At 70.9% G+C, this 21223-nt stretch carries 20 protein-coding genes and 1 pseudogene; 10 read left to right on the top strand and 11 right to left on the bottom strand.

The features are described from left to right. The first annotated feature begins 1 nt into the window (after window position 1). Window positions 2-178 carry a hypothetical protein gene (locus CIB93_RS37975; RefSeq protein ID WP_179500159.1) on the top strand — a complete coding sequence of 59 codons (177 nt, stop codon included), beginning with the start codon at window positions 2-4 and terminating at the stop codon, window positions 176-178. 220 nt (window positions 179-398) lie between these two features. Here the strand turns inward: CIB93_RS37975 and CIB93_RS18415 are convergent, their stop codons facing one another. Beyond that, the gene (locus CIB93_RS18415; protein WP_096628090.1) at window positions 399-1892 is read right to left on the bottom strand and encodes an LVIVD repeat-containing protein; all 1494 of its coding nucleotides are present in this window, start codon (window positions 1890-1892) and stop codon (window positions 399-401) included. A gap of 156 nt (window positions 1893-2048) precedes the next feature. Here CIB93_RS18415 and CIB93_RS18410 point away from each other — a divergent pair, with 156 nt between their 5' ends. Then, window positions 2049-2735 (top strand): DUF305 domain-containing protein, encoded by a 687-nt coding sequence (locus tag CIB93_RS18410; protein WP_096628088.1) that lies wholly within the window; start codon window positions 2049-2051, stop codon window positions 2733-2735. Window positions 2736-2802: 67 nt separating this feature from the next. After that, window positions 2803-4209 (top strand): FAD-dependent oxidoreductase, encoded by a 1407-nt coding sequence (locus CIB93_RS18405; protein ID WP_096628087.1) that lies wholly within the window; start codon window positions 2803-2805, stop codon window positions 4207-4209. A gap of 12 nt (window positions 4210-4221) precedes the next feature. On the opposite strand, the gene CIB93_RS18400 is transcribed toward CIB93_RS18405, so the two are convergent. Then, window positions 4222-4992: a class I SAM-dependent methyltransferase gene (locus CIB93_RS18400; RefSeq protein WP_096628085.1), complete on the bottom strand. Its 771-nt coding sequence runs from the start codon at window positions 4990-4992 to the stop codon at window positions 4222-4224. 61 nt (window positions 4993-5053) lie between these two features. Next, entirely contained in the window at window positions 5054-5488 is a 435-nt protein-coding gene (locus tag CIB93_RS18395) for a hypothetical protein (RefSeq protein WP_096628084.1), read from the bottom strand. A 312-nt stretch (window positions 5489-5800) separates the two neighbouring features. Between CIB93_RS18395 and CIB93_RS18390 the strand changes: the two genes are divergently transcribed. From CIB93_RS18390 to CIB93_RS18375, 4 genes are all read left to right on the top strand, one after another. Then, on the top strand, window positions 5801-6886 hold the full coding sequence (locus CIB93_RS18390; protein ID WP_096628082.1) for a sialidase family protein: 1086 nt from the start codon (window positions 5801-5803) through the stop codon (window positions 6884-6886). A gap of 44 nt (window positions 6887-6930) precedes the next feature. Further along, entirely contained in the window at window positions 6931-7608 is a 678-nt protein-coding gene (locus CIB93_RS18385; protein WP_096628118.1) for a uracil-DNA glycosylase, read from the top strand. Further along, window positions 7605-8801 carry a BadF/BadG/BcrA/BcrD ATPase family protein gene (locus CIB93_RS18380; RefSeq protein ID WP_096628081.1) on the top strand — a complete coding sequence of 399 codons (1197 nt, stop codon included), beginning with the start codon at window positions 7605-7607 and terminating at the stop codon, window positions 8799-8801. Before CIB93_RS18385 ends, CIB93_RS18380 begins: the two co-directional genes overlap by 4 nt. Window positions 8802-8863: 62 nt before the next feature. Continuing rightward, on the top strand, window positions 8864-9796 hold the full coding sequence (locus tag CIB93_RS18375) for a sirohydrochlorin chelatase (protein ID WP_096628079.1): 933 nt from the start codon (window positions 8864-8866) through the stop codon (window positions 9794-9796). 129 nt (window positions 9797-9925) lie between these two features. Here CIB93_RS18375 and CIB93_RS18370 read toward each other — a convergent pair whose 3' ends face one another. The 3 genes and pseudogenes from CIB93_RS18370 to CIB93_RS18360 form a co-directional block, all read right to left on the bottom strand. Continuing rightward, window positions 9926-10999, bottom strand: coding sequence for a lactonase family protein (locus CIB93_RS18370; RefSeq protein ID WP_096628078.1), 1074 nt, complete (start codon window positions 10997-10999; stop codon window positions 9926-9928). A gap of 679 nt (window positions 11000-11678) precedes the next feature. Next, window positions 11679-12941: a cysteine desulfurase gene (locus tag CIB93_RS18365; protein WP_096628076.1), complete on the bottom strand. Its 1263-nt coding sequence runs from the start codon at window positions 12939-12941 to the stop codon at window positions 11679-11681. Beyond that, window positions 12938-13759: pseudogene (locus CIB93_RS18360) on the bottom strand (transposase family protein). The gene CIB93_RS18365 and the pseudogene CIB93_RS18360 overlap by 4 nt, the downstream one beginning before the upstream one ends. A 180-nt stretch (window positions 13760-13939) precedes the next feature. On the opposite strand from CIB93_RS18360, the gene CIB93_RS18355 reads away from it, so the two are divergent. The 3 genes from CIB93_RS18355 to CIB93_RS18345 are packed head-to-tail and all read left to right on the top strand — an operon-like array spanning window position 13940 to window position 17209. Then, the gene (locus tag CIB93_RS18355) at window positions 13940-15223 is read left to right on the top strand and encodes an MFS transporter (protein ID WP_096628075.1); all 1284 of its coding nucleotides are present in this window, start codon (window positions 13940-13942) and stop codon (window positions 15221-15223) included. Between the two features lies 1 nt (window position 15224). Then, on the top strand, window positions 15225-16484 hold the full coding sequence (locus CIB93_RS18350) for an ATP-grasp domain-containing protein (RefSeq protein WP_096628073.1): 1260 nt from the start codon (window positions 15225-15227) through the stop codon (window positions 16482-16484). Continuing rightward, window positions 16481-17209, top strand: a complete 729-nt coding sequence (locus CIB93_RS18345; RefSeq protein WP_257002251.1) for a 4'-phosphopantetheinyl transferase superfamily protein — start codon at window positions 16481-16483, stop codon at window positions 17207-17209. The genes CIB93_RS18350 and CIB93_RS18345 overlap by 4 nt, the downstream gene beginning before the upstream one ends. Window positions 17210-17282: 73 nt before the next feature. Here the strand turns inward: CIB93_RS18345 and mtnC are convergent, their stop codons facing one another. From mtnC to CIB93_RS18320, 5 genes are all read right to left on the bottom strand, one after another. Then, window positions 17283-18020, bottom strand: coding sequence for an acireductone synthase (gene mtnC / locus CIB93_RS18340; RefSeq protein ID WP_096628072.1), 738 nt, complete (start codon window positions 18018-18020; stop codon window positions 17283-17285). After that, window positions 18017-18610, bottom strand: a complete 594-nt coding sequence (locus CIB93_RS18335; protein ID WP_096628070.1) for an acireductone dioxygenase — start codon at window positions 18608-18610, stop codon at window positions 18017-18019. Before CIB93_RS18335 ends, mtnC begins: the two co-directional genes overlap by 4 nt. A 54-nt stretch (window positions 18611-18664) precedes the next feature. Then, window positions 18665-19024 carry a response regulator transcription factor gene (locus CIB93_RS18330; protein WP_218839788.1) on the bottom strand — a complete coding sequence of 120 codons (360 nt, stop codon included), beginning with the start codon at window positions 19022-19024 and terminating at the stop codon, window positions 18665-18667. Between the two features lie 174 nt (window positions 19025-19198). Then, window positions 19199-20383, bottom strand: a complete 1185-nt coding sequence (locus tag CIB93_RS18325; RefSeq protein ID WP_179500158.1) for a pyridoxal phosphate-dependent aminotransferase — start codon at window positions 20381-20383, stop codon at window positions 19199-19201. Beyond that, window positions 20380-21174 (bottom strand): S-methyl-5'-thioadenosine phosphorylase, encoded by a 795-nt coding sequence (locus CIB93_RS18320; protein WP_096628067.1) that lies wholly within the window; start codon window positions 21172-21174, stop codon window positions 20380-20382. The genes CIB93_RS18325 and CIB93_RS18320 overlap by 4 nt, the downstream gene beginning before the upstream one ends. Window positions 21175-21223 lie beyond the last annotated feature (49 nt).

Genomic DNA, 21223 nt, shown 5'->3' with positions numbered 1-21223 from the left:
CATGTCCCCGATGTCGTCGTCCGTTTCCGCGCGTTCCACTGCCGAGGTCAATGCGGAGATCCGCGACCTCTGGCAGCGCTCGGGCGGCCGACTGACCCCGCAGGACGAGAGGGAATACCAGCGGCTGCTGGTGGAGTGGGCCGCAGCCACCGGCGACACCGACCGGACCGCCGCCTGACGGCTTCCGGGCCCCTATGACCATGCGCGCGAAAAGCGCCCGATCCGGCGATCCCCCGCGTCGCCGGATCCGGGCGCATCCAGCATGTCCCGGCCCGGCTCACCGGTCAATGAATTTCCGCCGCTCACACGGCGGGGCCGATGCCTCACGGGCGGAGAACCGCACGGAGGACACCGGCCCCGGAGTGTGCGACGGGTGATCCGCGGAGCCCGCCGACGGGTCAGCGGGCGAAGTAGTCCGGCTGCGTCTGCGCGTTGAGCTCGTCGAGCCTGACCCGCTTCGCCGGGTCGGTGCGCCGGTCCTTCAGCTTCAGCACGTCGAAGCCCTTGGCGATGTCGCTGGAGTAGATGTGACCGTTGTAGTAGTACGCCGACCAGGGGCCGGCCGTGGTGACCCGGTCGAGGGTGACCGGGCCGCGCTCGAAGAAGGCGATCTCCTTGGGCTTGGCCGAGTTGGTGAAGTCCCATACGGAGATGCCGCCCTGGTACCAGGCCTGGACCATCAGGTCGCGGCCCTTCACCGGGATGATCGAGCCGTTGTGGGCGACGCAGACCTCGACGTCGGCCTGGTGACGGTCGATCTTGAAGTAGCTGCGGAAGACCAGCTTGCGCTTGTCGCCCTTGCCCACGATGTCGTAGATGCCGTCGGCGCCGCGGTCGGGGCCGATCTCCTCGTTGCAGGTGGCCGCGCCGCCGCCGCCGAGCTCGTCGGTGAAGACCACCTTGTTCGCGCCCTGGTTGAAGGTCGCCGAGTGCCAGAACGCGAAGTTCACGTTGTCCTGGACGCGGTCGATGATCTTCGGGCGCTCCGGGTCCTTGATGGAGAACAGCAGACCGTCACCCATGCAGGCGCCGGCGGCCAGGTCCTTGGAGGGCAGCACCGTGATGTCGTGGCAGCCGGTCGTCTTGGAGACACCCGGGTTCTCGGGCGCCCCCGGGTTGCCGCCGTCCGGGAAGAGCACCGGGAAGTTCACGATCCGGGCCTTCTGCGGCGCCTTGAGCGGCACCTTGATGATGGAGATCCCGTCGTGCGGCGGCTGGCAGTCCGGGAACGCCTCGTTGGGCGAGTACGAGGAGACGTACACGTACACGTTCTTCCTGCCGTCCGGCACCAGCGTGTGCGTGTGCGAGCCGCAGGCGGTCTCGACGGCGGCGATGTACTCCGGACGCCGCTTGTTGCTGATGTCGAAGATCTTCATGCCCTCCCAGGAGGACTTCTCCGTGGCCGGCTGGGAGGTGCTGGAGCACGAGTTGTCGCTGCGCGAGGAGTCGGTCGACAGGAACAGCAGGTTCCCGGAGACCGAGATGTCGTTCTGTGCGCCGGGGCAGAGCACCTGGGCGACGGTCTTCGGCTTCTTCGGCTTGCTGATGTCGTAGATGACGAAACCGTCGTAGTTGCCGACGTAGGCGTACTTCCCCTGGAACGCGAGGTCCGTGTTGGTGCCCTTCAGGTCGCCCTTCGGCACGTTCGTCAGGTGCTTGATGTTCGAGCTGTGGACGATCTCGTCCACGCCGGGTATGTCACCGGCGGCTATCGCGGCCCTGGCCTCGGCCTGCTCGCTGGTGGTGACGGAACCGCGTTCGGCCGGGGCATCGCCCGGGTCGGGTGTCGCGGCCGCTGTGGTGGCCGTCAGCAGCGTGGCGAGGAGTCCGGCTGCGGCTGCGACCGCGCCCAGGCGTCTGCGCCGCACGCGGGTGGTGTGCAACGAGGTCACTGCGTCCTCCCTTGTATCCGTTCGGGTCGAACGGTTCACGGACCCGGGCAGTATCGCCCCTCTCATGTACACATCAACAGATGGCAGCATGGACGCGCCGGAAGTTTCCGATCTCTGCTGCGTGGAAGCGTGTCAGGACGGTCCGCAACAGCCAACGTGCCACAGGAGGTCGCCGTGTTGATCCACCACCGGTCCGCAACCCTGCGCTCAACCGCTCTCGCGGCAGCGGCGGTTGCCGCCGTACTCACCCTGGGAGCCTGCGACGCGGACAGCGGTGACGGGAGGCCGGCTGCGGGCAAGGACGCAGGTCCGGGTGTGGTGGCGCCGGGCAGACCGGGCGAACCCGCACGGACGCTCACCGCCGAGGAGGCCGCCGCGGAGACCGGCCAGGACACCGCCAACTCGGCGGACTTCCGCTATGCGCAGATGATGATCGAACACCACAGGCAAGCCCTCGTGATGACCGAACTCACCCCGGACCGGGCCTCGTCCACTTCGGTCAAGCGGCTCGCGGAACGTATATCCGCAGGCCAGAAACCCGAGATCGGGGCGATGGAAGGATGGCTGAAAAGAAACGGCGGGGACGAGCGGAAGCAGCACCACGACCACGCGGGGATGCCCGGCATGGCGACCGAGGCTCAGCTGAAGAAGCTGCGTGCCGCCGATGGCAAGGCCTTCGACAAGCTCTTCCTCGAACTGATGATCACCCATCACCAGGGGGCGATCACCATGGCCACGGAAGCACTCTCCGAGGGCAACGACGTCATCGTCGAGCAGATGGCGAACGACGTCGTCGCCCAGCAGACCGTGGAGATCAACCGGATGCGCGCGCTGATGACGTGATGCGCGGGTATCCCGTGTTCCGGCCGTCGGTGCGATGCTGGAAGCACCCTCCGGGAAGAGGTGCGCCGTGCTCTCAGTCGCCGTCGTGGGTTCCGGCCCCAGCGGGGTCTACACCGCCCAGGCCCTGCTTCAGCAGTCGCTCGTGCCCGATGTCCGGGTGCACGTCCTGGACCGGCTGCCCACCCCGTACGGCCTCGTGCGGTACGGGGTCGCTCCCGACCACGAGAAGATCAAGTCGCTGCAGAACAGCCTCCGGGCGGTGCTGGAGGACGAGCGGGTCTCGTTCGTCGGCAACGTCGGCGTCGGTGGGGCGGACGGCGTCTCCCCCGCGCGGCTCGCCCGGCTGTACCACGCGGTCGTCTACTGCGTCGGGGCGGCGGCCGACCGCCCGCTGGCGGTGCCGGGCGAGGATCTGCCGGGGAGTTTCTCGGCCACCCGCTTCGTCTCCTGGTACAGCGCGCACCCCGACATCGCCGCCGACCCCTTCGCCCTGGACGCCCGCTCGGCCGTGGTGATCGGCGTGGGCAACGTGGCGGTCGACGTGGCCCGGATCCTGGCGCGCGGCGCGGACGAACTGCGCTCCACCGACGTGCCCCACGCCGCGCTGCGCACTCTCGCGGACAGCCGGGTGCGCGAGGTGCACATCGTGGGCCGGCGGGGCCCCTCCCAGGCCCGGTTCACCACCAAGGAGCTGCGGGAGCTGGGCGCTCTGCCCGGCGCCCGGATCGTCGTCGACCCGGCGGAGCTGGCGCTCGATCCGGCGTACGCCGCTCCGGGCGCCCTCCCTGCATCGCCGCCGCTGCCCGCCGTGGTCCGGCGCAACCTGGAAGTGCTGCGCGGCTGGTCGGCGGGCGGAGGGCCGGTGACGGAGGGGCCCGGAACCCCCGATGCCGTACGCCGCATCCGGCTGCGGTTCTTCCTGCGGCCGGTCGAGCTGCTGGAGCGCGGCGGGCGGGTGGCCGGGGTGCGCTTCGCCCGTACGGCTCCGGACGGCGCGGGGGGTGTACGGGACACCGGGGCGTACGAGGACATCGAGGCGCAGCTCGTCCTGCGGGCCGTCGGCTATCGCGGAGTGGAGCTGCCGGGGCTGCCCTTCGACCCGGTGCGCGGGACGGTGCCGCACCGGGCGGGGCGGGTGGTTCGGGACGGGGTGCCGTCGCCGGGTGAGTACGTCGCCGGGTGGATCAAGCGGGGGCCGACCGGCGTGATCGGCTCGAACCGCTCGTGCGCCAAGGAGACCGTGGCCTCGCTGCTGGAGGACGCGCCCCTGCTGGAGTCGCGTACGGCGGCGGCGGACCCGTTGGCGGTGCTGAGGGGGTGGGGGCTGCGGCCGGTGGAGTGGGACGGCTGGCTGTCGATCGAGCGCGCGGAGGCGGAGCTCGGCCGGTCGCTGGGGCGCGGGCCGGTGAAGATTCCCGACTGGCCCGGGCTGCTGGCAGCGGCACGGAACGGGACAGGGACCGGTGAGCGGTGAGCCTTGCCGGTCTCACTCCCGGGTCGCCACCACCAGGCGTGCCCGGGGGCTGCCGTCTGGACGCAGGCCCAGCTCGGTCAACGGCAGCAGCCGCACGACGAAGCCGGCCTGCGTCAGGTCCTCCAGCACATCGCCGAGCCGGAACGTGCGGTAGTACATGATGAACTTCGGGCGCCACAGGGCGTTGCGCAGCCGCATCGCCGCGTCGAACCCGAACAGCGACCAGTAGGCGCGCGAGCCCACCGGGGGCGGTGCGCCGAGCGGGAAGACGAACTGGCCGCCCGGGCGGAGCGATCCGTACACCTCGGCGAAGAGCCCGAAGCGCTCCTCGGGCAGGAAGTGCCCGAACGCGCCGAAGCTCAGGGCGACATCGAAGGCGGGCGCGAAGGGCAGGGCGCGGGCGTCGGCCCGCACCCAGTGCACCGAAGGCCCGCCGCCCCCGGCAACCGCCGGGCCTTCGCCCCCGGCCGGGTACGCCGCGCGGTCCGGGAACGCGGCGCGGGCCTCGGCGAGCATGCCCGCGCTGAAGTCCACCCCGGTCACGCGTTCCCGGCACACCCGACGCAGCACTCCGACGCCCGCGCCGGTGCCGCAGCAGACGTCGAGTCCGGTGTCGAAGGGGCCCAGCGGACGCAGCGCCCGGGTGACGGCGTCGAGCACGCGGTCCGGGGTGCGGTAGGGCGTCTCGTCGAACTTCGGGGCGAGGAGATCGTATCCGCGCTCTGTCGAGGAGAGCGCCTGAACGGCCAGTTCGCGCACGGTGGGGCCATGTTTGGTGAACATCACGGACCAGCCTACCGACGCGGGGACGCCCGGCAGGCGCTTCCGCCACCCGCGACCCGCGTCAACGGCCCTCGGGAAGGCGTCGCTTGAGGGTGATGGCGACATCGGCGCCGTACGCCTGGGTCCAGGTGCGTCCGGCCCCGGACCTCCAGGTGACGTGGACTGTGGAGCCGTCGGTCCGTACGTTCTCGACGGTCATGGCGCGGTCGCCGTCGCGCACGTCGCCCCGGCGCAGTGCGCCCGCCTCGACGGTGACGGGCTGCTCGCCGGGCGCGTTCTCGGCCTCCTCGGCCGCCCGTACGAGTGACGCGGCCAGCTCGCGGGCCGCCTCGGGGGTGCAGGACCAGGCGAGCTCTCCTGCCGGGGCCGAGGGCTCGACGGCTCCGCCTGCCCGGTACGAGAGCCGGACGGCGACGCGGGGATACCCGCCGGGCGGCACGGGGATGACCGTGGCCCGCACCTCGCGGCCCTCGGCGTCCGTGATCCCACTGCCCATGGTCGTCTCCTCGGTGTCCGCTACCCGTCCCGGCCCCTGTCCGGCCCCAGTACGACTCCTGTCCGACCCGGTACGGCTCGGTACGGCTTCGGTCGGGGCCCTTGCCCAGCATGCCAGCCCCGGCGGCGGGCTACGCGAGCGGGCCGCGGGCGGCCCGGTCCCAAGCGGCACAGACGGCGCAGGTGCAGGTGCGGGCCGAGCGGCTCGGGTGCGGGCGTGACCGGGCCGTCCAGCGTGTGAGCGGGCCACTGTCAGTGGCCGGGTGCAGACTGGCACTGTTCCGGCACAACGGCGTATCGGGAGGTCTGGACCATGACCGACGTACTCCTCACCGCAGGCACCCGCAAGGGCCTCTTCATCGGCCGCAGACGCGGCGGGACCTGGGAGCTCACGGGCCCGCACTTCAACGCGCAGGCGATCTACTCGGTCGGCATCGACACCCGCGGGGACAGCCCGAGACTTCTGGTGGGCGGGGACAGCGCGCACTGGGGGCCGTCCGTCTTCCACTCCGACGACCTGGGCGAGTCCTGGGTCGAGCCGCAGCAGCCCGCGGTGAAGTTCCCGAAGTCCACCGGGGCGTCCCTGGAGCGCGTCTGGCAGCTGCACCCGGCGGGCCCGGAGGCTCCGGACGTGGTCTACGCGGGCACCGAACCGGCCGCGCTGTTCCGTTCCGAGGACCGGGGCGAGTCCTTCGAGCTGGTGCGTCCGCTCTGGGAGCATCCGACCCGGTCGCGGTGGGAGCCGGGCGGCGGGGGCGAGGGGCTGCACACCGTCCTGACCGACCCGAGGGACGCCAAGGCGGTGACCGTCGCCGTATCGACGGCGGGGGTGTTCCGGACGAAGGACGGCGGAGCGACCTGGGCCCCGTCGAACAAGGGCGTCTCCGCGGTCTTCCTCCCCGATCCGGACCCGGAGTTCGGCCAGTGCGTCCACAAGGTCACCCGGGACGCGGCCGACCCGGACCGGCTCTATCTGCAGAACCACTGGGGCGTCTTCCGCAGCGACGACGGGGGCGGTCACTGGAGCGACATCGGCGCGGGCCTGCCCTCCGACTTCGGGTTCGCCGCGGCCGCGCACCCGCACCGCGGCGACACGGCGTACGTCTTCCCGATCAACGCCGACGCCGACCGGGTCCCGGCGGAGCACCGTTGCCGGGTGTTCAGGACGACCGACGCGGGGCGCACCTGGGAGCCGCTCACCGCGGGCCTGCCGGACGGCGCGCACTACGGCACGGTGCTGCGGGACGCCCTGTGCACGGACGACTCCGATCCCGCCGGCGTCTACTTCGGCAACCGCAACGGGGAGTTGTACGCGAGCGCGGACGACGGGGACACCTGGCAGCAGCTCGCCTCGCATCTGCCGGACGTCCTGTGCGTGCGGGCGGTGGTGCTCGACTGACGGCAGTTGATCGGAGTGGTCGTATCACCAGTAGAGTGCGGGCCGTGGCAGCACGACCGTTGAAAGAGATCATCGAGCCGGGGTGGGCCGACGCCCTCGAACCCGTCGCCGAACGCATCGCCGCTATGGGCGACTTCCTCCGCGCGGAGATCGCGGCGGGACGTACCTATCTGCCCTCGGGGCCGAATGTGCTGCGGGCGTTTCAGCAGCCGTTCGAGGAGGTGCGGGTGCTGGTCGTCGGCCAGGACCCGTACCCCACCCCGGGACACGCGATCGGGCTGAGCTTCGCTGTGGCCCCCGATGTCCGGCCACTGCCGGGCAGTCTGGAGAACATCTTCCGGGAGCTCAACGCGGATCTCGGTCTGCCGAGGCCGTCCAACGGTGATCTCACGCCGTGGACCCGGCAGGGTGTGCTCCTGCTGAACCGGGCGCTGACCACCGCGCCCCGGCGACCCGCCGCCCATCGGGGCAAGGGGTGGGAGGAGGTGACCGAGCAGGCCATCAAGGCACTGGTGGCCCGGGGCACACCGCTGGTGTCGGTGCTGTGGGGACGCGATGCCCGCAACCTGCGCCCGCAGTTGGGCGACTTCCCCGCGATCGAGTCCTCGCACCCCTCCCCCATGTCCGCGGACCGGGGCTTCTTCGGCTCGCGTCCGTTCAGCCGCGTCAATGAACTGCTGGAGCGCCAGGGGGCGCAGCCGGTGGACTGGCGGCTTCCGTGACGCATCCCCCGGCGGCGACCGCCCCGGCCCACCCGGACGCGTACGTCCTCGGGGTCGACTCCGGGGGTTCCGGACTGCGCGTGGCACTCGGTCGGGTGGATCCGGCCGGGCCGGTGTCGACGATGGTCTGCGCCGAACCCGTACGGACGGGTCCCGGCGGTATCGACGCCGTACATCTGCTGGACCAGCTGCTGCCTGCGGCCCGGGAGTTGCTGGCCCGGGCGGCGGCGCCCGGCACGGCAGCTCCCGGCACGGAGACGCCCGGCACTGCGGCCGCCGGAGAGATCGCCGCGGTGGCGATCGGGGCCGCGGGGATGGCCACGCTGGGCGGGCGGTTGCGGGCGGAGCTTCCCGGTGCGCTCGCGGATGCGCTGGGCGTGCGCAGGCTGGCGCTGGCCGCCGACGCGGTGACGGCGTACGCGGGCGCGGTCGGACAGCGTCCCGGGGTGGTCGTCGCGGGCGGCACGGGCATGATCGCCCTCGGTACGGACCTGGCGTCCTGGCGCAGGGCGGACGGCTGGGGCCATCTTCTGGGTGACAACGGCGGCGGCGCGTGGATCGGCCGGGCCGGGCTGGACGCGGCGATGCGCGCGCACGACGGACGGCGGGGCGGTTCGCCCGCGCTGCTGGCCCGGCTGGTGTCCGTGTTCGGTCCGGCCGAGGATCTGCCGGGGCTGCTCTACCCCCGCTACGACCGGCCCGCCGTACTGGCCTCGTTCGCCCCGGAGGTGGCGGCGTGCGCCGGAGCGGATCCGGTTGCGGCGGGCATTCTGCGCGAGGCCGCCCGCCATATCGCCGAGGCGGCCGCGGCCGTGTGCCCGAGAGGCGGGGGCGCAGGCCGGGAGGAAGATGACGGAGAGGACGACAGGGGTGGCGCCACTAGTGGCAGCAGGAGCGGCGGCCGGAGTGAAGTGGCCCTGACCGGAGGCCTGTTCCGGATGGGCGAGCCCCTGCTCGCACCGCTGCGCGAGGAGTTGGCCCAGCTGCTCCCCCGGGCCCGGGTGGATACGGGGACGGGTGACCCGCTCACCGGCGCACTCCGGATCGCGCGCGCCCTGGCCGCGGACGATCTGCGGCTGCCGCGCCATCCGGCGATGCTCCGGGTGCCCACGGAGACATCGGAAGGCCCGAAGAACGAGGCGACAGACAGGGACACTTCGGCGGTACATCACTCATCGGACATAAGCGGATAGTTAACGCTCGACCGGACCCTCCCCGAACCGTGGGGCAGGCAAAACCAGTAGCATGCGGCGCCATGAGCACCCCCACTGGGCCCGCTTCCGGCCTGCCTGTACGAATGCCGCGACCTCGCCAGTCCGGACGGCACCGCCGCCCGGAGCCGGTGGTCGCACCTGAGGGCGCTGCCGCGCTCGTTCTCGCCGTTCCCGGTACGCCTTCTCCGGCCACGCGCAGTCTGGCCGAAGAAGTGATCAGCATCGCCCGTTCCGAGCTGCCCGGGCTCAATGCCCGGATCGGTTACCTCGACGGCGACGACGCCGAGTACCCGACCCTCGCCACCGTTCTCACCCACACCGCCGCCGAGCGCGTCGCGCGCTACGAGCAGGCCACCGCCGCCGGTCGCGAGGTCCCCGAGCCCGCAGGTCCGTCCGCCGTCGTGGTCCCGCTGCTCGCGGGTCCCGACAACGCGCTGATCCAACGGATACGGCAGGCCGTGGCGGACAGCGGTACACAGGTCGAGCTGACCGACGTGCTCGGCCCGCACCCGCTGCTCGCCGAGGCGCTGCACGTGCGGCTGTCGGAGGCGGGCCTCGCGCGCGCCGACCGCGCCCGGCTGTTCACCGTCGCGACCGCTGCCGACGGCATCGTGCTGGCCACGGTGGGCGGTGAGGAGGCCGTACAGGCGGCCGGGATCACCGGCATGCTGCTGGCCGCCCGCCTCGCCGTGCCGGTGATGGCCGCCGCGCTGGATGTGGAGGGCTCGGTCGCCTCGATCGCGGAGCAGCTCCAGGCCTCCGGCTCGGCGCAGCTCGCGCTGGCGCCGTATCTGGTGGGCCCGGAGATCGACCCCGGTCTGCTGGACGCCGCCGCGAAGGAGGCGGGCTGCGCGACGGCCGAGCCGCTGGGCGCGTACCCGGCGATCGGCAAGCTCGTGCTGTCCCTGTACGCCACGGCGCTGGGCATCACGCCCGCGACGCCGCAGGGGACGCAGGGCGCTCAGGCTCACTGACCGGGGGCTGTCGCCCTCGCGGCGGCCCGGGAAGCCGGACAGCACAGTGGGCCCGTACCGGGGCGATTGCCACCGGTTCGGGCCCACTGTGCTGTCCGGCTCTCCGTGTCCGGGTCCGGACACCCCCGGTCAGGTCAGGACGACGCAGGAGGCCGCCGGGATCTCGACGGAGCCCGCGTGCTGCGGGACGCCCGTCTCGGCGTCCACGGCGAACCAGCTGACGTTTCCGGAGTGCTCATTGGCCGCGTACAGCCACTGGCCGCTCGGGTCGAGGGTCAGATCGCGGGGCCAGCGGCCGCCGCAGCCCACGGTGGCCACCAGGGAGGCCTTCTCGCCGGTCTCGTCGAGGGTCAGCACCGAGATGCTGTCGTGGCCCCGGTTGGCGGTCCACAGGAAGCGTCCGTCGGGCGCGACGACCACCTCGGAGGGGTAGGTGCGCACCGCGTCGCCTGCGCGCTCGTGCCCGTCCTCGTGCTCGGGCAGCACGGGCGTCTCCCCGAGTACGTCGAGCCGGCCCCTGGCCGCGTCCCAGCGGCAGACGTCGAGGGTCGCCTCCAGCTCGCCCAGGACGTAGGCGAGCCGGCCCGAGGGATGGAAGGCCAGGTGGCGCGGTCCGGTGCCCGGGCGCAGCGCGGTCTCCGTGTGCGGCCGCAAGGCGCCGGTGGCGGGGTCGAGGGCGCAGACCCGTACCGAGTCGGTGCCGAGGTCCACGCCCACCACCCAGCGCCCGGAGGGGTCGGCGAGGACCTGATGGGCGTGCGGTGCCTCCTGGCGGGCGGTGTCCGGGCCGCTGCCCTCGTGGCGGAGCACCGAGGAGACCGCACCGAGCGTCCCGTCGGCGCGGACCGGCAGGGCGGTGACGCTGCCGGAGCCGTAGTTGGCGGTGATGAGGTGGCCCGACGCCAGGGCGAGGTGGGTGGGCGCGTCGGCCTCGACGGGCCGGACGGGGCCCAGGAGGGTCGGTACGTCGCCGCTGATATCGAAGGCGGCGGCGACGCCCGGGGCGCTCTCCCCGACCGCGTACAGGGCCGCAGGGGCCCCCGCGGGGGCGAGCGCGAGGAACGAGGGATCGGGCACGGCGTCCGTGGACCCGAGCACGGTCAGCGCGCCGGTGTCGCGGTCCACGGCGGCGGCGGTGATTCCTCTGCCGCCCGCCGAGGTGAACGACCCTATGAATGCCCGCCCGGCGCTGTTGCCGCTCATGGCGCTACCCCTCTTCACCGTCGCCGCGATCTTCCCGGCCGACGGTAGCAGGCAGCCCTTTGCGGTCTAGACCAACGCGCCGCCGGGAGGACCGGGCGTACGCGGCAGACGGATCGGGCCGGTTCCGGGCCAGTCTCGGGCCGCTTCGGGGCAATCTCGTGCCGGTCACGGAACGGCCGGAAGAGGTCAGAAGGCCGGAAGACCCGGAGAAATGAAGGAGCAGCGGACTCCGGCTCCGGCCCCCGACGGAACCCGGTTGGGTTCAGGCGCCCACGATCGGCACCCGGCCGCCGCGCCCGCCGGGCGTGCCGCCAGTGCGGCGAGCGCGCGTTCCAGGCCGTACAGGTGGGCGAGGGCGGGGTCCGCGGCGCCGCCGGGCAGCTCGGCCGGGCGGAAGGCCCGTCGCCGCCGGCCCGCCGACGCGGTGAGCGCCTCGACGGCGGGCCTCCACGCGGGAACATCGGCACCGGGATGGCTCCGCCTTCGAAGCGCCTATGGCCTTCCGAGTGGTGGCAGCGCTCGGCGACGCCAGACCTCCGCGGCGCCGCGGTCGCGCTGAGCCGACTGCACACCTCGGCTGCGGAGACCAGCGGCCCGCTCGCCAGTATCGAGGCCGCCGCCGAACAGCGGGGCAGGTGCGTGTGAGACCGGCGCCCCGGGGGACGCCGGGGCGGGCCCGTCAGCCGAAATACTTCTGGGCCGCGCGAATCCCGCGCGCCAGGGCCTCGACCTCGTCTGCCGTGTTGTACACGTAGAAGCTCGCCCGCGTGGTCGCCTGCACCCCGTAGCGCCGCATGAGAGGGCGGGCGCAGTGGTGGCCGACGCGGACGGCCACGCCTTGGTGGTCGAGGACCTGTCCCACGTCGTGCGGGTGGATGCCGTCCACCGCGAACGAAATGGTGGACCCGCGGTCCTCCAGCCCGGCCGGGCCGATCACCGTGACCCCCGGAATCTCGGACAGCAGTCCGAGGGCCTGCTCCGTGAGGGCCTCCTCGTGCCTCTGCACCCGGTTCATGCCGAGCGCCTGGAGGTATCTGACGGCCGCACCCAGTCCGACCGCCTGCGCAGTCATGGGCACGCCGGCTTCGAAGCGCTGCGGCGGAGGAAGGTACGTGGAGTGCTCCATGGTGACGATCTCGATCATCGAACCGCCGGTCAGGAAGGGCGGCAGGTCCTCAAGGAGCCCGTAGCGTCCCCACAGGACACCGATCCCGCCGGGCGCAAGCATCTTGTGTCCGGAGAAGACCAGGAAATCTGCGCCGAGGGCGGCGACGTCGACCGGCCGGTGCGGTACCGACTGTGCCGCGTCCACCAGCACCAGCGCTCCCGCCTGCCGGGCCCGCTCCACGATCTCGGCCACCGGGTTGAGGGTACCGAGCACATTGGACTGGTGGGTGAGGGCGACGACGGCAGTGCGGTCGGTGATCAGGTCATCGACGGCCGCCAGGTCGAGCCGTCCGTCGTCGGTGAGCGGGAACCACTTCAACTTCGCGCCGGTACGCCGTGCGAGCTCCTGCCACGGCACGAGATTGGCGTGGTGCTCCATCTCGGTGACCACGATCGTGTCCCCGGCCTTGACCTGGCCGCCGTTGCCCAGGGCATACGCCACGAGATTGATGCCCTCAGTGGCGTTCTTCGTGAAGACGATCTCCTCCTGCCGGGCACCGATGAACCCGGCCACGGCCGCCCTGGCGTCCTCGTACGCTTCGGTCGCCTCCTCGGCGAGCTGGTGGGCGCCCCGGTGCACGGCGGCATTGTGGTTCAGGTAGAAATCACGTTCGGCATCCAGGACTTGGAGCGGCTTCTGGGTCGTGGCCGCCGAATCGAGGTAGATCAACGGCGCACCGCTGCGCAGCACCCGCCGGAGGATCGGGAAGTCCGCCCGGATCTCCTCGGTGTCGAGCCCCGAAGTACCTGCCCCTGCCCCGACAGACGTGCTCACGCACGAACCCCTTCCCTCCAACGATCTTCAAACGACCCTACCGCGAGGTTCCCGTTGCAACCCGCCGAGGGGCGGTGGTGAAGGACCGGGACGGCCTTCGCGATGCCAGTGATCCGGTTGGTGCTGCAAGCGGAGTTTCCGTAGCAGGCACCAGCCCTTCAGGGTGGCCATGGCCTGCTCGCCGAGGCAGCGGATCTTGGCGTGGGTGCTGTTGTGGCGCCGCCTCCACCTCTTGAGGCGTCGGCCCCGGAAGGGCACTCACACGAGGCGGCCGATGCCTTGATACGCCTTGTCCGCCCAGCACTACAGCCCGGCGGCAGCGGGGGCGTCGATGATTCCGTGGGTTCGGGCGGCGGTCGGATCGTGGGTGGCTCCGGACAGCGGGGGCGCGGCCCACAACAGTCGCCCGAAAGGGCCGGTCAGGACCTTCACGTTCATGCCGTGCCGCTTGTGCTCACCGGAGCGGTACGGAGTGTCGGCTGCGATCCGGTCGACCGTCAGCAGGGTGCCGTCCAGGATGACGAATGCCTTCGCCCAGACCACCTTCATGGCCTCGTCCAGGGTCAGCGCGAGGGCGGCCAGCGCCTCGACAGCCTCGTGCATGTCGCGGAACACGGTCGCGACTCCGATGCCGAACCCCGCGGCGAGCTGGGCGTACGTATCGCCGACCGCAGGTGGGCCAGGACCAGTAGAGCCTGTCGGCCGACCGACAGCCGACGCCACCGTGTCCCGAACTCTCGCCGCCGAGCGGCGGGTTGCCTGTTCAGGGGCCTCAGGGTGCGGTTAGACAGATCGATCGAGGACGGGTGGACAAGCATAGCTTCGTCGTTCCGTACAGCCCTCACTCGTCAACACCCCGACGCAGACGTCAGGCCGGAAAGAGCTCAGTGGACGAAAGTACACGTGATCGAAACCACTATTGGCAGGCAACTCAGGAGCCATTGCGTCGACTTGACGGTGTGGCACAATGCGACGCACCTGTGGGGAGGGAATAGCACATGAAGAGCACCGCCACCGACAACGCACCGAAGCAGCACACCGTTTCGGTGTGGCGGAACCAGAATTTCCTCCTGCTGTGGGGATCTCAGACCGTCAACGAGACTGGAGCCCGAATTTCCGGGGTGGCCATTCCCCTGCTTGCGACGAGTCAGCTCGGGGCCTCCACCTTCGAGGTATCGGCGATCACGGCACTCACCTGGCTTCCTTTCCTCGTCTTCTCTCTGCCGGCCGGGGTCGTAGTCGACCGCCTCCCCAGGCGCAGGCTGATGATCTTCTGCGATCTCGCCCGTATGGCGCTCATCGCCTCCCTTCCGATCGGCGCGCTGTTCGGAGCGGCAACACTGACCCAGGTGTATGTGGTGGTGACGGCCACCGGAATTCTCACGGTGTTCTTCAATGTGGCGTTCCGCACCCAACTGCCGGGCATCGTCGAGGACACGCAACTGGTGGAGGGAAACGGCCATCTGAGCATGGGTCAATCGGTCGCGAAACTGGTGGGCCCGGCCGCCGGCGGTGTACTCGCGGGGGCGATCGGCGCGCTGCGGACCGTACTGGCCAATGGTGCTGCTTTCCTGGTCAGTGCCTGCCTGCTGGGGCTGATCCGGACCCCGGAACAGCATCCCACGGCCACCGGGGCGGCCCCTCGGCCCACCTTCACGGCCGCGGTCCGCGAAGGCCTCGGCTTCGTCGTGCGGCATCCGGTGCTCCGCCCCCTGCTGGCCTGCAGCAGCGCCATCAATTTCTTCTTCATGGCGATGACGGGACTCCAGGTCGTCTATCTGGTGGACGACCTGGAAGCCTCCCCTTCGATGGTCGGCGTGGTCTTCAGTCTGGGCATGGCCGGCGGCGCGGTGGCCGGAATATTCGCTGGCCGTATCGCCCGCCGGATCGGCACAGCGCGCATCGCCTGGGTGTCTCTCCTGGCGGCCGGCCCGCTGTGTCTACCGATACCCTTCGCGCGACCCGGCTGGGGGATATCACTCTTCGCCATCGGACTCACCGTCATTTCGATAAGCCAGGTTCTCTACAACACGGCGGAAACCTCGTACCGGCAGCAGGTCTGCCCGCCGGAACTGCTCGCCCGCACGAATGCGTCGGTACTGTGGGTCGCATTCGGCGTGATTCCCTTCGGCGCTCTCTTCGGCGGCGCCGTGGCCTCTGCCTTCGGCATCAGAACAGCCCTGACCGTCTGTGTTCTCGGCATGTGGGCGAGCCCCCTCTTCCTCTTGTTCTCGCCGCTGCGAACGATCCGCAACATTCCAATCGAAAATCCCGGGAAATGAAATGACGCAGCAGGAATCAGCTCCTGAAGTTCTTTTCGTCGGAGGAGCCGGACAAGCTCCCCTGAGCATCGACGTGGTCACCACGGCCCTCGAACAGGCCCGGTCTCGCGGCCTGGCCACCAGGCTCCTGAGCCACGCCGCCGACATCCCGCACACCCGGCGGGCCGGCGACCTCGCCGACGACGTCCACGCGGTCGAGTTCACCGACGCCGCCGCCGCGGTCGCATGGGCCGTGGAGCACGCCCGCGTGGACCCCCGGCCCCGTGTGGTGTTCACCGGCCGTGAGCCCGCGCTGGGTCCCGCCGCCCGGATGGCGGAGGAGCTCGGAGTGGCGGGCAATCCCCCGCGGTCGGTGGAGATCGTGCAGAACAAGGACGCCTGCCGGGAGTTCCTGGCCCGCGCGGGGTTCCGCCAGCCGGCCGTCCGCCTCTGCCGGGACCGGCAGGAGGCCGAGCAGGCACTGCGGGGGACCCGCGGTCCCTGGGTGGTCAAGCCCCGGGTCGGCGGCGGGAGCCTGGGCGTGAGCAAGGTGACGAGCCCCGCGGAGCTGTCCGGGGCGCTCAGTCTGCTCCCCAACAAGGAGCCTTTCCTCGTCGAGGAGTTCGTCGAGGGCGAGGAGTTCAGCGTAGAGGGGCTGTTCCTCGACGGCTCGCCCCACGTGCTGGCCGTCACGGCCAAACGCAAACTGCCGCCGCCGTACTTCGTGGAGGTGGGCCACTCCCTGCCCGCGGCCTTGCCGCATGGGGTCACGGAAGAGGTGACGGAGACCGTCACCGAAGCGCTCAAGGCGCTCAAGCTCCGGTTCGGGCTGTTCCACGTCGAGTTCTGGCTCACCGCCGAGGGCATCGTCCTGGGCGAGGTGCACGCCCGGCTGGCGGGCGGCTACATCCACCGCATGCTCGCGTACGCCGTACCAGGGCTTGAGATGTTCGGCGCCGTCTTCGACGATGCGCTGGGCAGGCCGCGGGCCACCGCGGATCTCGTGTGCACCCGCGCGGGCGCCTCCCGCTTCTTCACGCCGCCCGCCGGCCGGCTCATCGCCGTCGAAGGCTGGGCGGAGGCCTCGAGCCACCCCGCCGTGGTGGCGGCAGAGCTGCGGGTGGCACCGGGCGACGTCATAGCGCCGTACCGGCACTCGGAGGAGCGGATCGGCGCGCTTGCCGTCGGGGCGAACACCGTGCGGGAGGCCGAGGAACTCGTGGGCCGCCTGGTGGAGTCGGTGCGCTTCGTGGTCGAGCCCACCGACGGCCCGGCCGCGTGACGGCGGCCACGGTGAACGGGGCGCCCACCGCCGCACTCCCCTTCCGGTACGAAGCCGGTGTCACGCCGGACCTCTGGCCGGGGCCGCACGCGGGGCCGGTCCTGTGGCTCGTCGACAGCCGCAGCAACAGGACCTGGGGACCCGGCTGCGAGGCGGTGCTGGATGCCCGGGAGCGCGCGCGGGCGGCCGCGTACCGGCGCGAGGAGCACCGTCGAATATACGTCGCCGCGCACATCGCACTGCGGATGCTGCTCGGCGCCTACCTGGCGCAGGACCCCGCGGCGGTGCGCTTCGTACGGGAGGACTGCCCGAGGTGCGGCGGGCCGCACGGTCGGCCCGCGGTGGCCGGGTCCCCTGTGCACTTCTCCCTCTCGCATGGCGAGGGCGTGGCGCTGCTCGGGTTCGCGGGGACGCCGATCGGGGTCGACGTCGAGAAGCCCCCTGCCCAGGACGCTCTGAGCCATCTCGTCCCCTGCCTGCACAAGCGGGAGCGTGCCGAACTCGCCGCGCTGCCGGCCGGCGAGCGGCCGTCGGCCTTCACCGCCTGCTGGGCGCGCAAGGAGGCGTACCTCAAGGGGCTCGGGATCGGTCTGGCCAGGGGCCCACACCTCGATTACGTAGGTGCCGGCGGCGAGGCCGCGGCGCTGACGGACTGGACCCTGACTGACGTCGCCGCCCCGGACGGTTTCTTCGCCGCCTGCGCCGTACGGGACGAGAACCCCTGAACGCATGAGAACGAACCAAAGCTCGGGTGCACCCGCGGGACCGCGGATGCACCCGAGGTCTTCGTGTTCGGGATCAGTGGCCGGGGGCGGACCGGTCGGCCGGGGGCACCACGGTGATCTCGGTAAACGACCGCGCGGAGGGGATCCCCTCGGGGTCCTCCGCCACGTACGGCTCGCCGGGCCGTCGCAGCCCGGCCGTGTGCCATCCGGCGGCCCGGGCCGCGATCAGCTCCGCCGTGCGGTCGCTCAGGAAGAGGATCCGCCCGGCCGGGACGCCCAGGGCCGCGGCGATGGTCCGGTACGAGGCGGTCTCCTGCTTCGGCCCCGCGTTCTCGGTGTCGAACATGCCGTCCACCAAGGGCAGCAGGTCGCCCTCCGGAGTGTGGCCGAACCAGGCGCGCTGGGCGGCCACAGAGCCCGAGGAGTAGACGTGCAGCCCCACTCCGCCGCCGTGCCACCGGCGCAGCGCCGGCACCACGTCGTCGTAGAAGTGGGATACCAGCTCACCGGCCGCGAAGCCGCGCGCCCACACGATTCCCTGGAGCGTCTTGAGCGGAGTGACCTTGCGGTCCTCGTCGAGCCAGGAGTTCAGGGCTTCCTCGACGCGGGCGGCACTGGCCTCCGGTTCCCCGATCAGTACCCGGATCTGGTCGACGGCACGCCGGACCTCGGGCTCATCGGCGCCCTCCGCCAGGAGCGCGCCGAACGCCGCGCGCGAGTAGGGGTAGAGGACGTCGACTACGAAACCCGTGGCACTCGTGGTGCCTTCGATGTCCAGGACCACGGCCTCGACGTCGAAGCACAGGGTCACACCGACCGCCCGGCGTACTCGGCGTGGATCCGGTCGAAGTCGGGGAAACGGAGGGAGATGTCACTGCCCGTGAAGTTGCCGATCCAGCCGTCCTCCTCGTGGAAGAAGCGGATGGCAGTGAAGGAGGGCGAGGTTCCCATGTCGAACCAGTGGGTGGTGCCCCTGGGGACCCCCAGCAGATCGCCCTTTTCGCAGTAGACCGCGTGGATTTCACCGTTCACATGCAAATAGAAGATTCCTGCGCCGGCGACGAAGAACCGGACCTCGTCGTCGTCGTCGTGGGTGTGCTCACGGAGGAACTTCTGGCGAGCGGCCTTCGCGGTCTCCGCCCAGTCCGGGGAATCCGCCGGGTGCAGCGAAACCACGTCCACCGTGGAGAAGTCCTCCTCCGCGTTGAGCTTGTCGATCTCCTCGCGGTACGCCTCAAGCACGACTTCGGCGGGCGCTCCGGCGGGCACGTCGTCGCGAACCGGCCACTGCTCGTAGCGCACCCCGATCGGGGCGAGAGCCCCGGCGATCTCCGCGACGTCCGAAGTGCGGCGGATGACGACGCCGGGGTCGGAGTCAGGCCAGGTAGTCAGCAAGGTCACTTCTATCCCCCTGATGGCAATCCTATTGTGGGCGTGTGAAAATGATGTGCCGATTCAGCTCGCGATGCCTCTGCAGGAATACGGCGCGGCCGTGCGCGTGTAGGACTGCGCAACGAGACCGGCTTGCAGGCGCGACTCCAGCTGGAGCTTTGCGAGAACGCGCGTCACATGGGCCTTGACGGTGCGCTCGGTGACGAGCAGTAGACGCGAGATGGCCTGGTTGGACAGGCCTCGGCCGAGAAGGATGAAGACTTCGAACTCCCGGTCCGTCAGATCCCGGATGCGGCGGACGGAAGCCTCGGACCAGTCGGCTTCGACGTCCCCGATCAGCGACTTGATCCGGCTCCACGCATTGTCTGGTTGTGAAACACTCCCTTCTGCCCTGTGGTTGGTTCCCCGTTGCGCGACAGTCATATTCCTCCTGCCAGCGGGCTCAAGAGGCCTTAAGCCAATTGTGTCGGCGTCCGTTCGGCGGCCTCGCATAGTGGTGCGAGTTTTCTTGGACATGCCATCGTTCTCAGCGTAACAGAAGGAAGATCGTCCGGACCGGCCAATTACACGCGGCCGCGCCGGCCGCCCGTATTCTCGTCACGCGAGAAACTTCACACCCCGCAGACGCGCGATGGCCTCTTCCAGAACCGAAATCTGCTTGCAAAAAGCGAATCGGACAAAGGGGGCGCCCCGCTCAGGTACGTCATAAAAAACCTGATTCGGAATGGCTACCACGCCCACCCGGTCAGGCAGACTGCGGCAGAAGGCAACTCCGTCACTCTCCCCCAGTGGCCGAATATCGACGGTGGCGAAGTATGTGCCCGCCGGCGCGTAGACCTCGAACCCCACCGACTCCAGGCCGGAGACCAGGAGATTCCGCTTGCCTCGCAGGTCCTCGCGGAATGACGTGAAATAGTCGTCGGGCAGCCGCAGCGCCTCGGCCACCGCGTACTGGAAGGGGCCGGAGGAGACGTACGTCAGGTACTGCTTGGCGCTCCTCACCACCGCGACCAGCTCCGGTCGCGCCGTGACCCAGCCCACCTTCCACCCGGTGAAGGAGAAGGTCTTGCCCGCCGACCCGATGGAGATGGTGCGCTCGCGCATCCCCGGGAGGGTGGCGGCAGGCACATGGACACCGCCGAAGACCAGGTGCTCGTACACCTCGTCCATCACGACGAGGAGATCGCGCTCGACGGCGAGCTCCGCGATCGTGGCCAGCTCGGCCCGCGTGAGCACGGTCCCGGTGGGGTTGTGGGGCGTGTTGATCAGCAGCAGCCGGGTGCGCTCGGTGACCGCGTCCCGCAGCTCGTCGAGGTCGAGCCGGAACTCTCCCCCGTGAGGCCGCAGGGTCACCGGCACGCGGGTGCCGCCGGCCAGTTCGATGCACGCGGCGTAGGAGTCGTAGTACGGCTCCAGCGCGATCACCTCGTCACCGGGGCGGACCAGCGCCAGCAGCGTGGCGGCGATCGCCTCTGTCGCACCCGCCGTCACCAGCACCTCGGTGTCCGGGTCGTACGTCAGGCCGTACCAGCGTCGCTGGTGCTCCGCGACGGCCTCGCGCAGCTCGGGGACACCGGCCCCCGGCGGGTACTGGTTGCCGCGGCCGTCGCGCAGCGCGCGCACCGCAGCCTCCACGATCTCCGCGGGCCCGTCGGTGTCGGGGAATCCCTGCCCCAGGTTGACCGACCGGGTCCGGGCGGCAAGTTCGGACATCTCGGCGAAGACAGTGGTGCCGAAGGCGCTCAGCCGGTGTTCCACCGCATGGCCCGCACGTGCCGTCACGGCAGGTCCAGCGGCACGGTCATGCCGTCGAGGACCTCGGAGCAGCCGCAGGTGCGTGCCACGGACAGTTCCTTGACGGTCTCCAGGATGATCTCCCGCAGCCGCCGGACGTTCTGCGCGAACACCTTGAAGACCTCTTCCTGGGAGACGCTCTCCTCTGCGCTGATGCCGGCGTCGAGGTCCGTAACGAGCGCCACCGAGGTGTAGCAGAGGGCGAGTTCGCGGGCGAGGACGGCTTCCGGGTGCCCGGTCATGTTCACCAGCGACCAGCCGGCCGACGCGTACCACTGCGATTCCGCCCGGGTCGAGAAGCGCGGCCCGTCGATGACTACCATCGCGCCGCCGTCGGTCGCAGGGGTGGCCGAGGCGGCCGCGGCCTTGAGCGCGGCGGTCCGCCCGTGCGGGCAGTACGGGTCGGCGAAGGACACGTGCACCGCGCCCCGGTCGTAGAAGGTCTGGATCCGGCCGGTGGTCCGGTCCACGATCTGGTCGGGGACGACGATCGAGCCCGGGCCCAGCTCGCGCCGCAGCGAACCGACCGCGCAGGGCGCGAGGATCTGCCGGACTCCGAGCGAGCGCAGGGCCCACAGGTTGGCGCGGTAGTTGATCCGGTGGGCGGGGAACCGGTGGTCCTTCCCGTGCCGGGGCAGGAACGCGACGTCGCGGCCGCCGACCGTGCCCACGGTGATCTCGTCCGACGGCGCCCCGAACGGGGTGTCGACCTCGATACGTTCCGCGTCGTCCAGCAGCTCGTAGAAGCCGCTGCCGCCGATGACGGCGATGTCTGCCATGGGATTCCTCCTGAATACGTGTGACGGGTGTTCCCGAGCGGCGCCGGCG

This window comes from Streptomyces sp. WZ.A104, from assembly GCF_002382885.1.
Lineage (GTDB): Bacteria > Actinomycetota > Actinomycetes > Streptomycetales > Streptomycetaceae > Streptomyces.
This window is presented reverse-complemented; position numbering and strand designations above follow the sequence as displayed.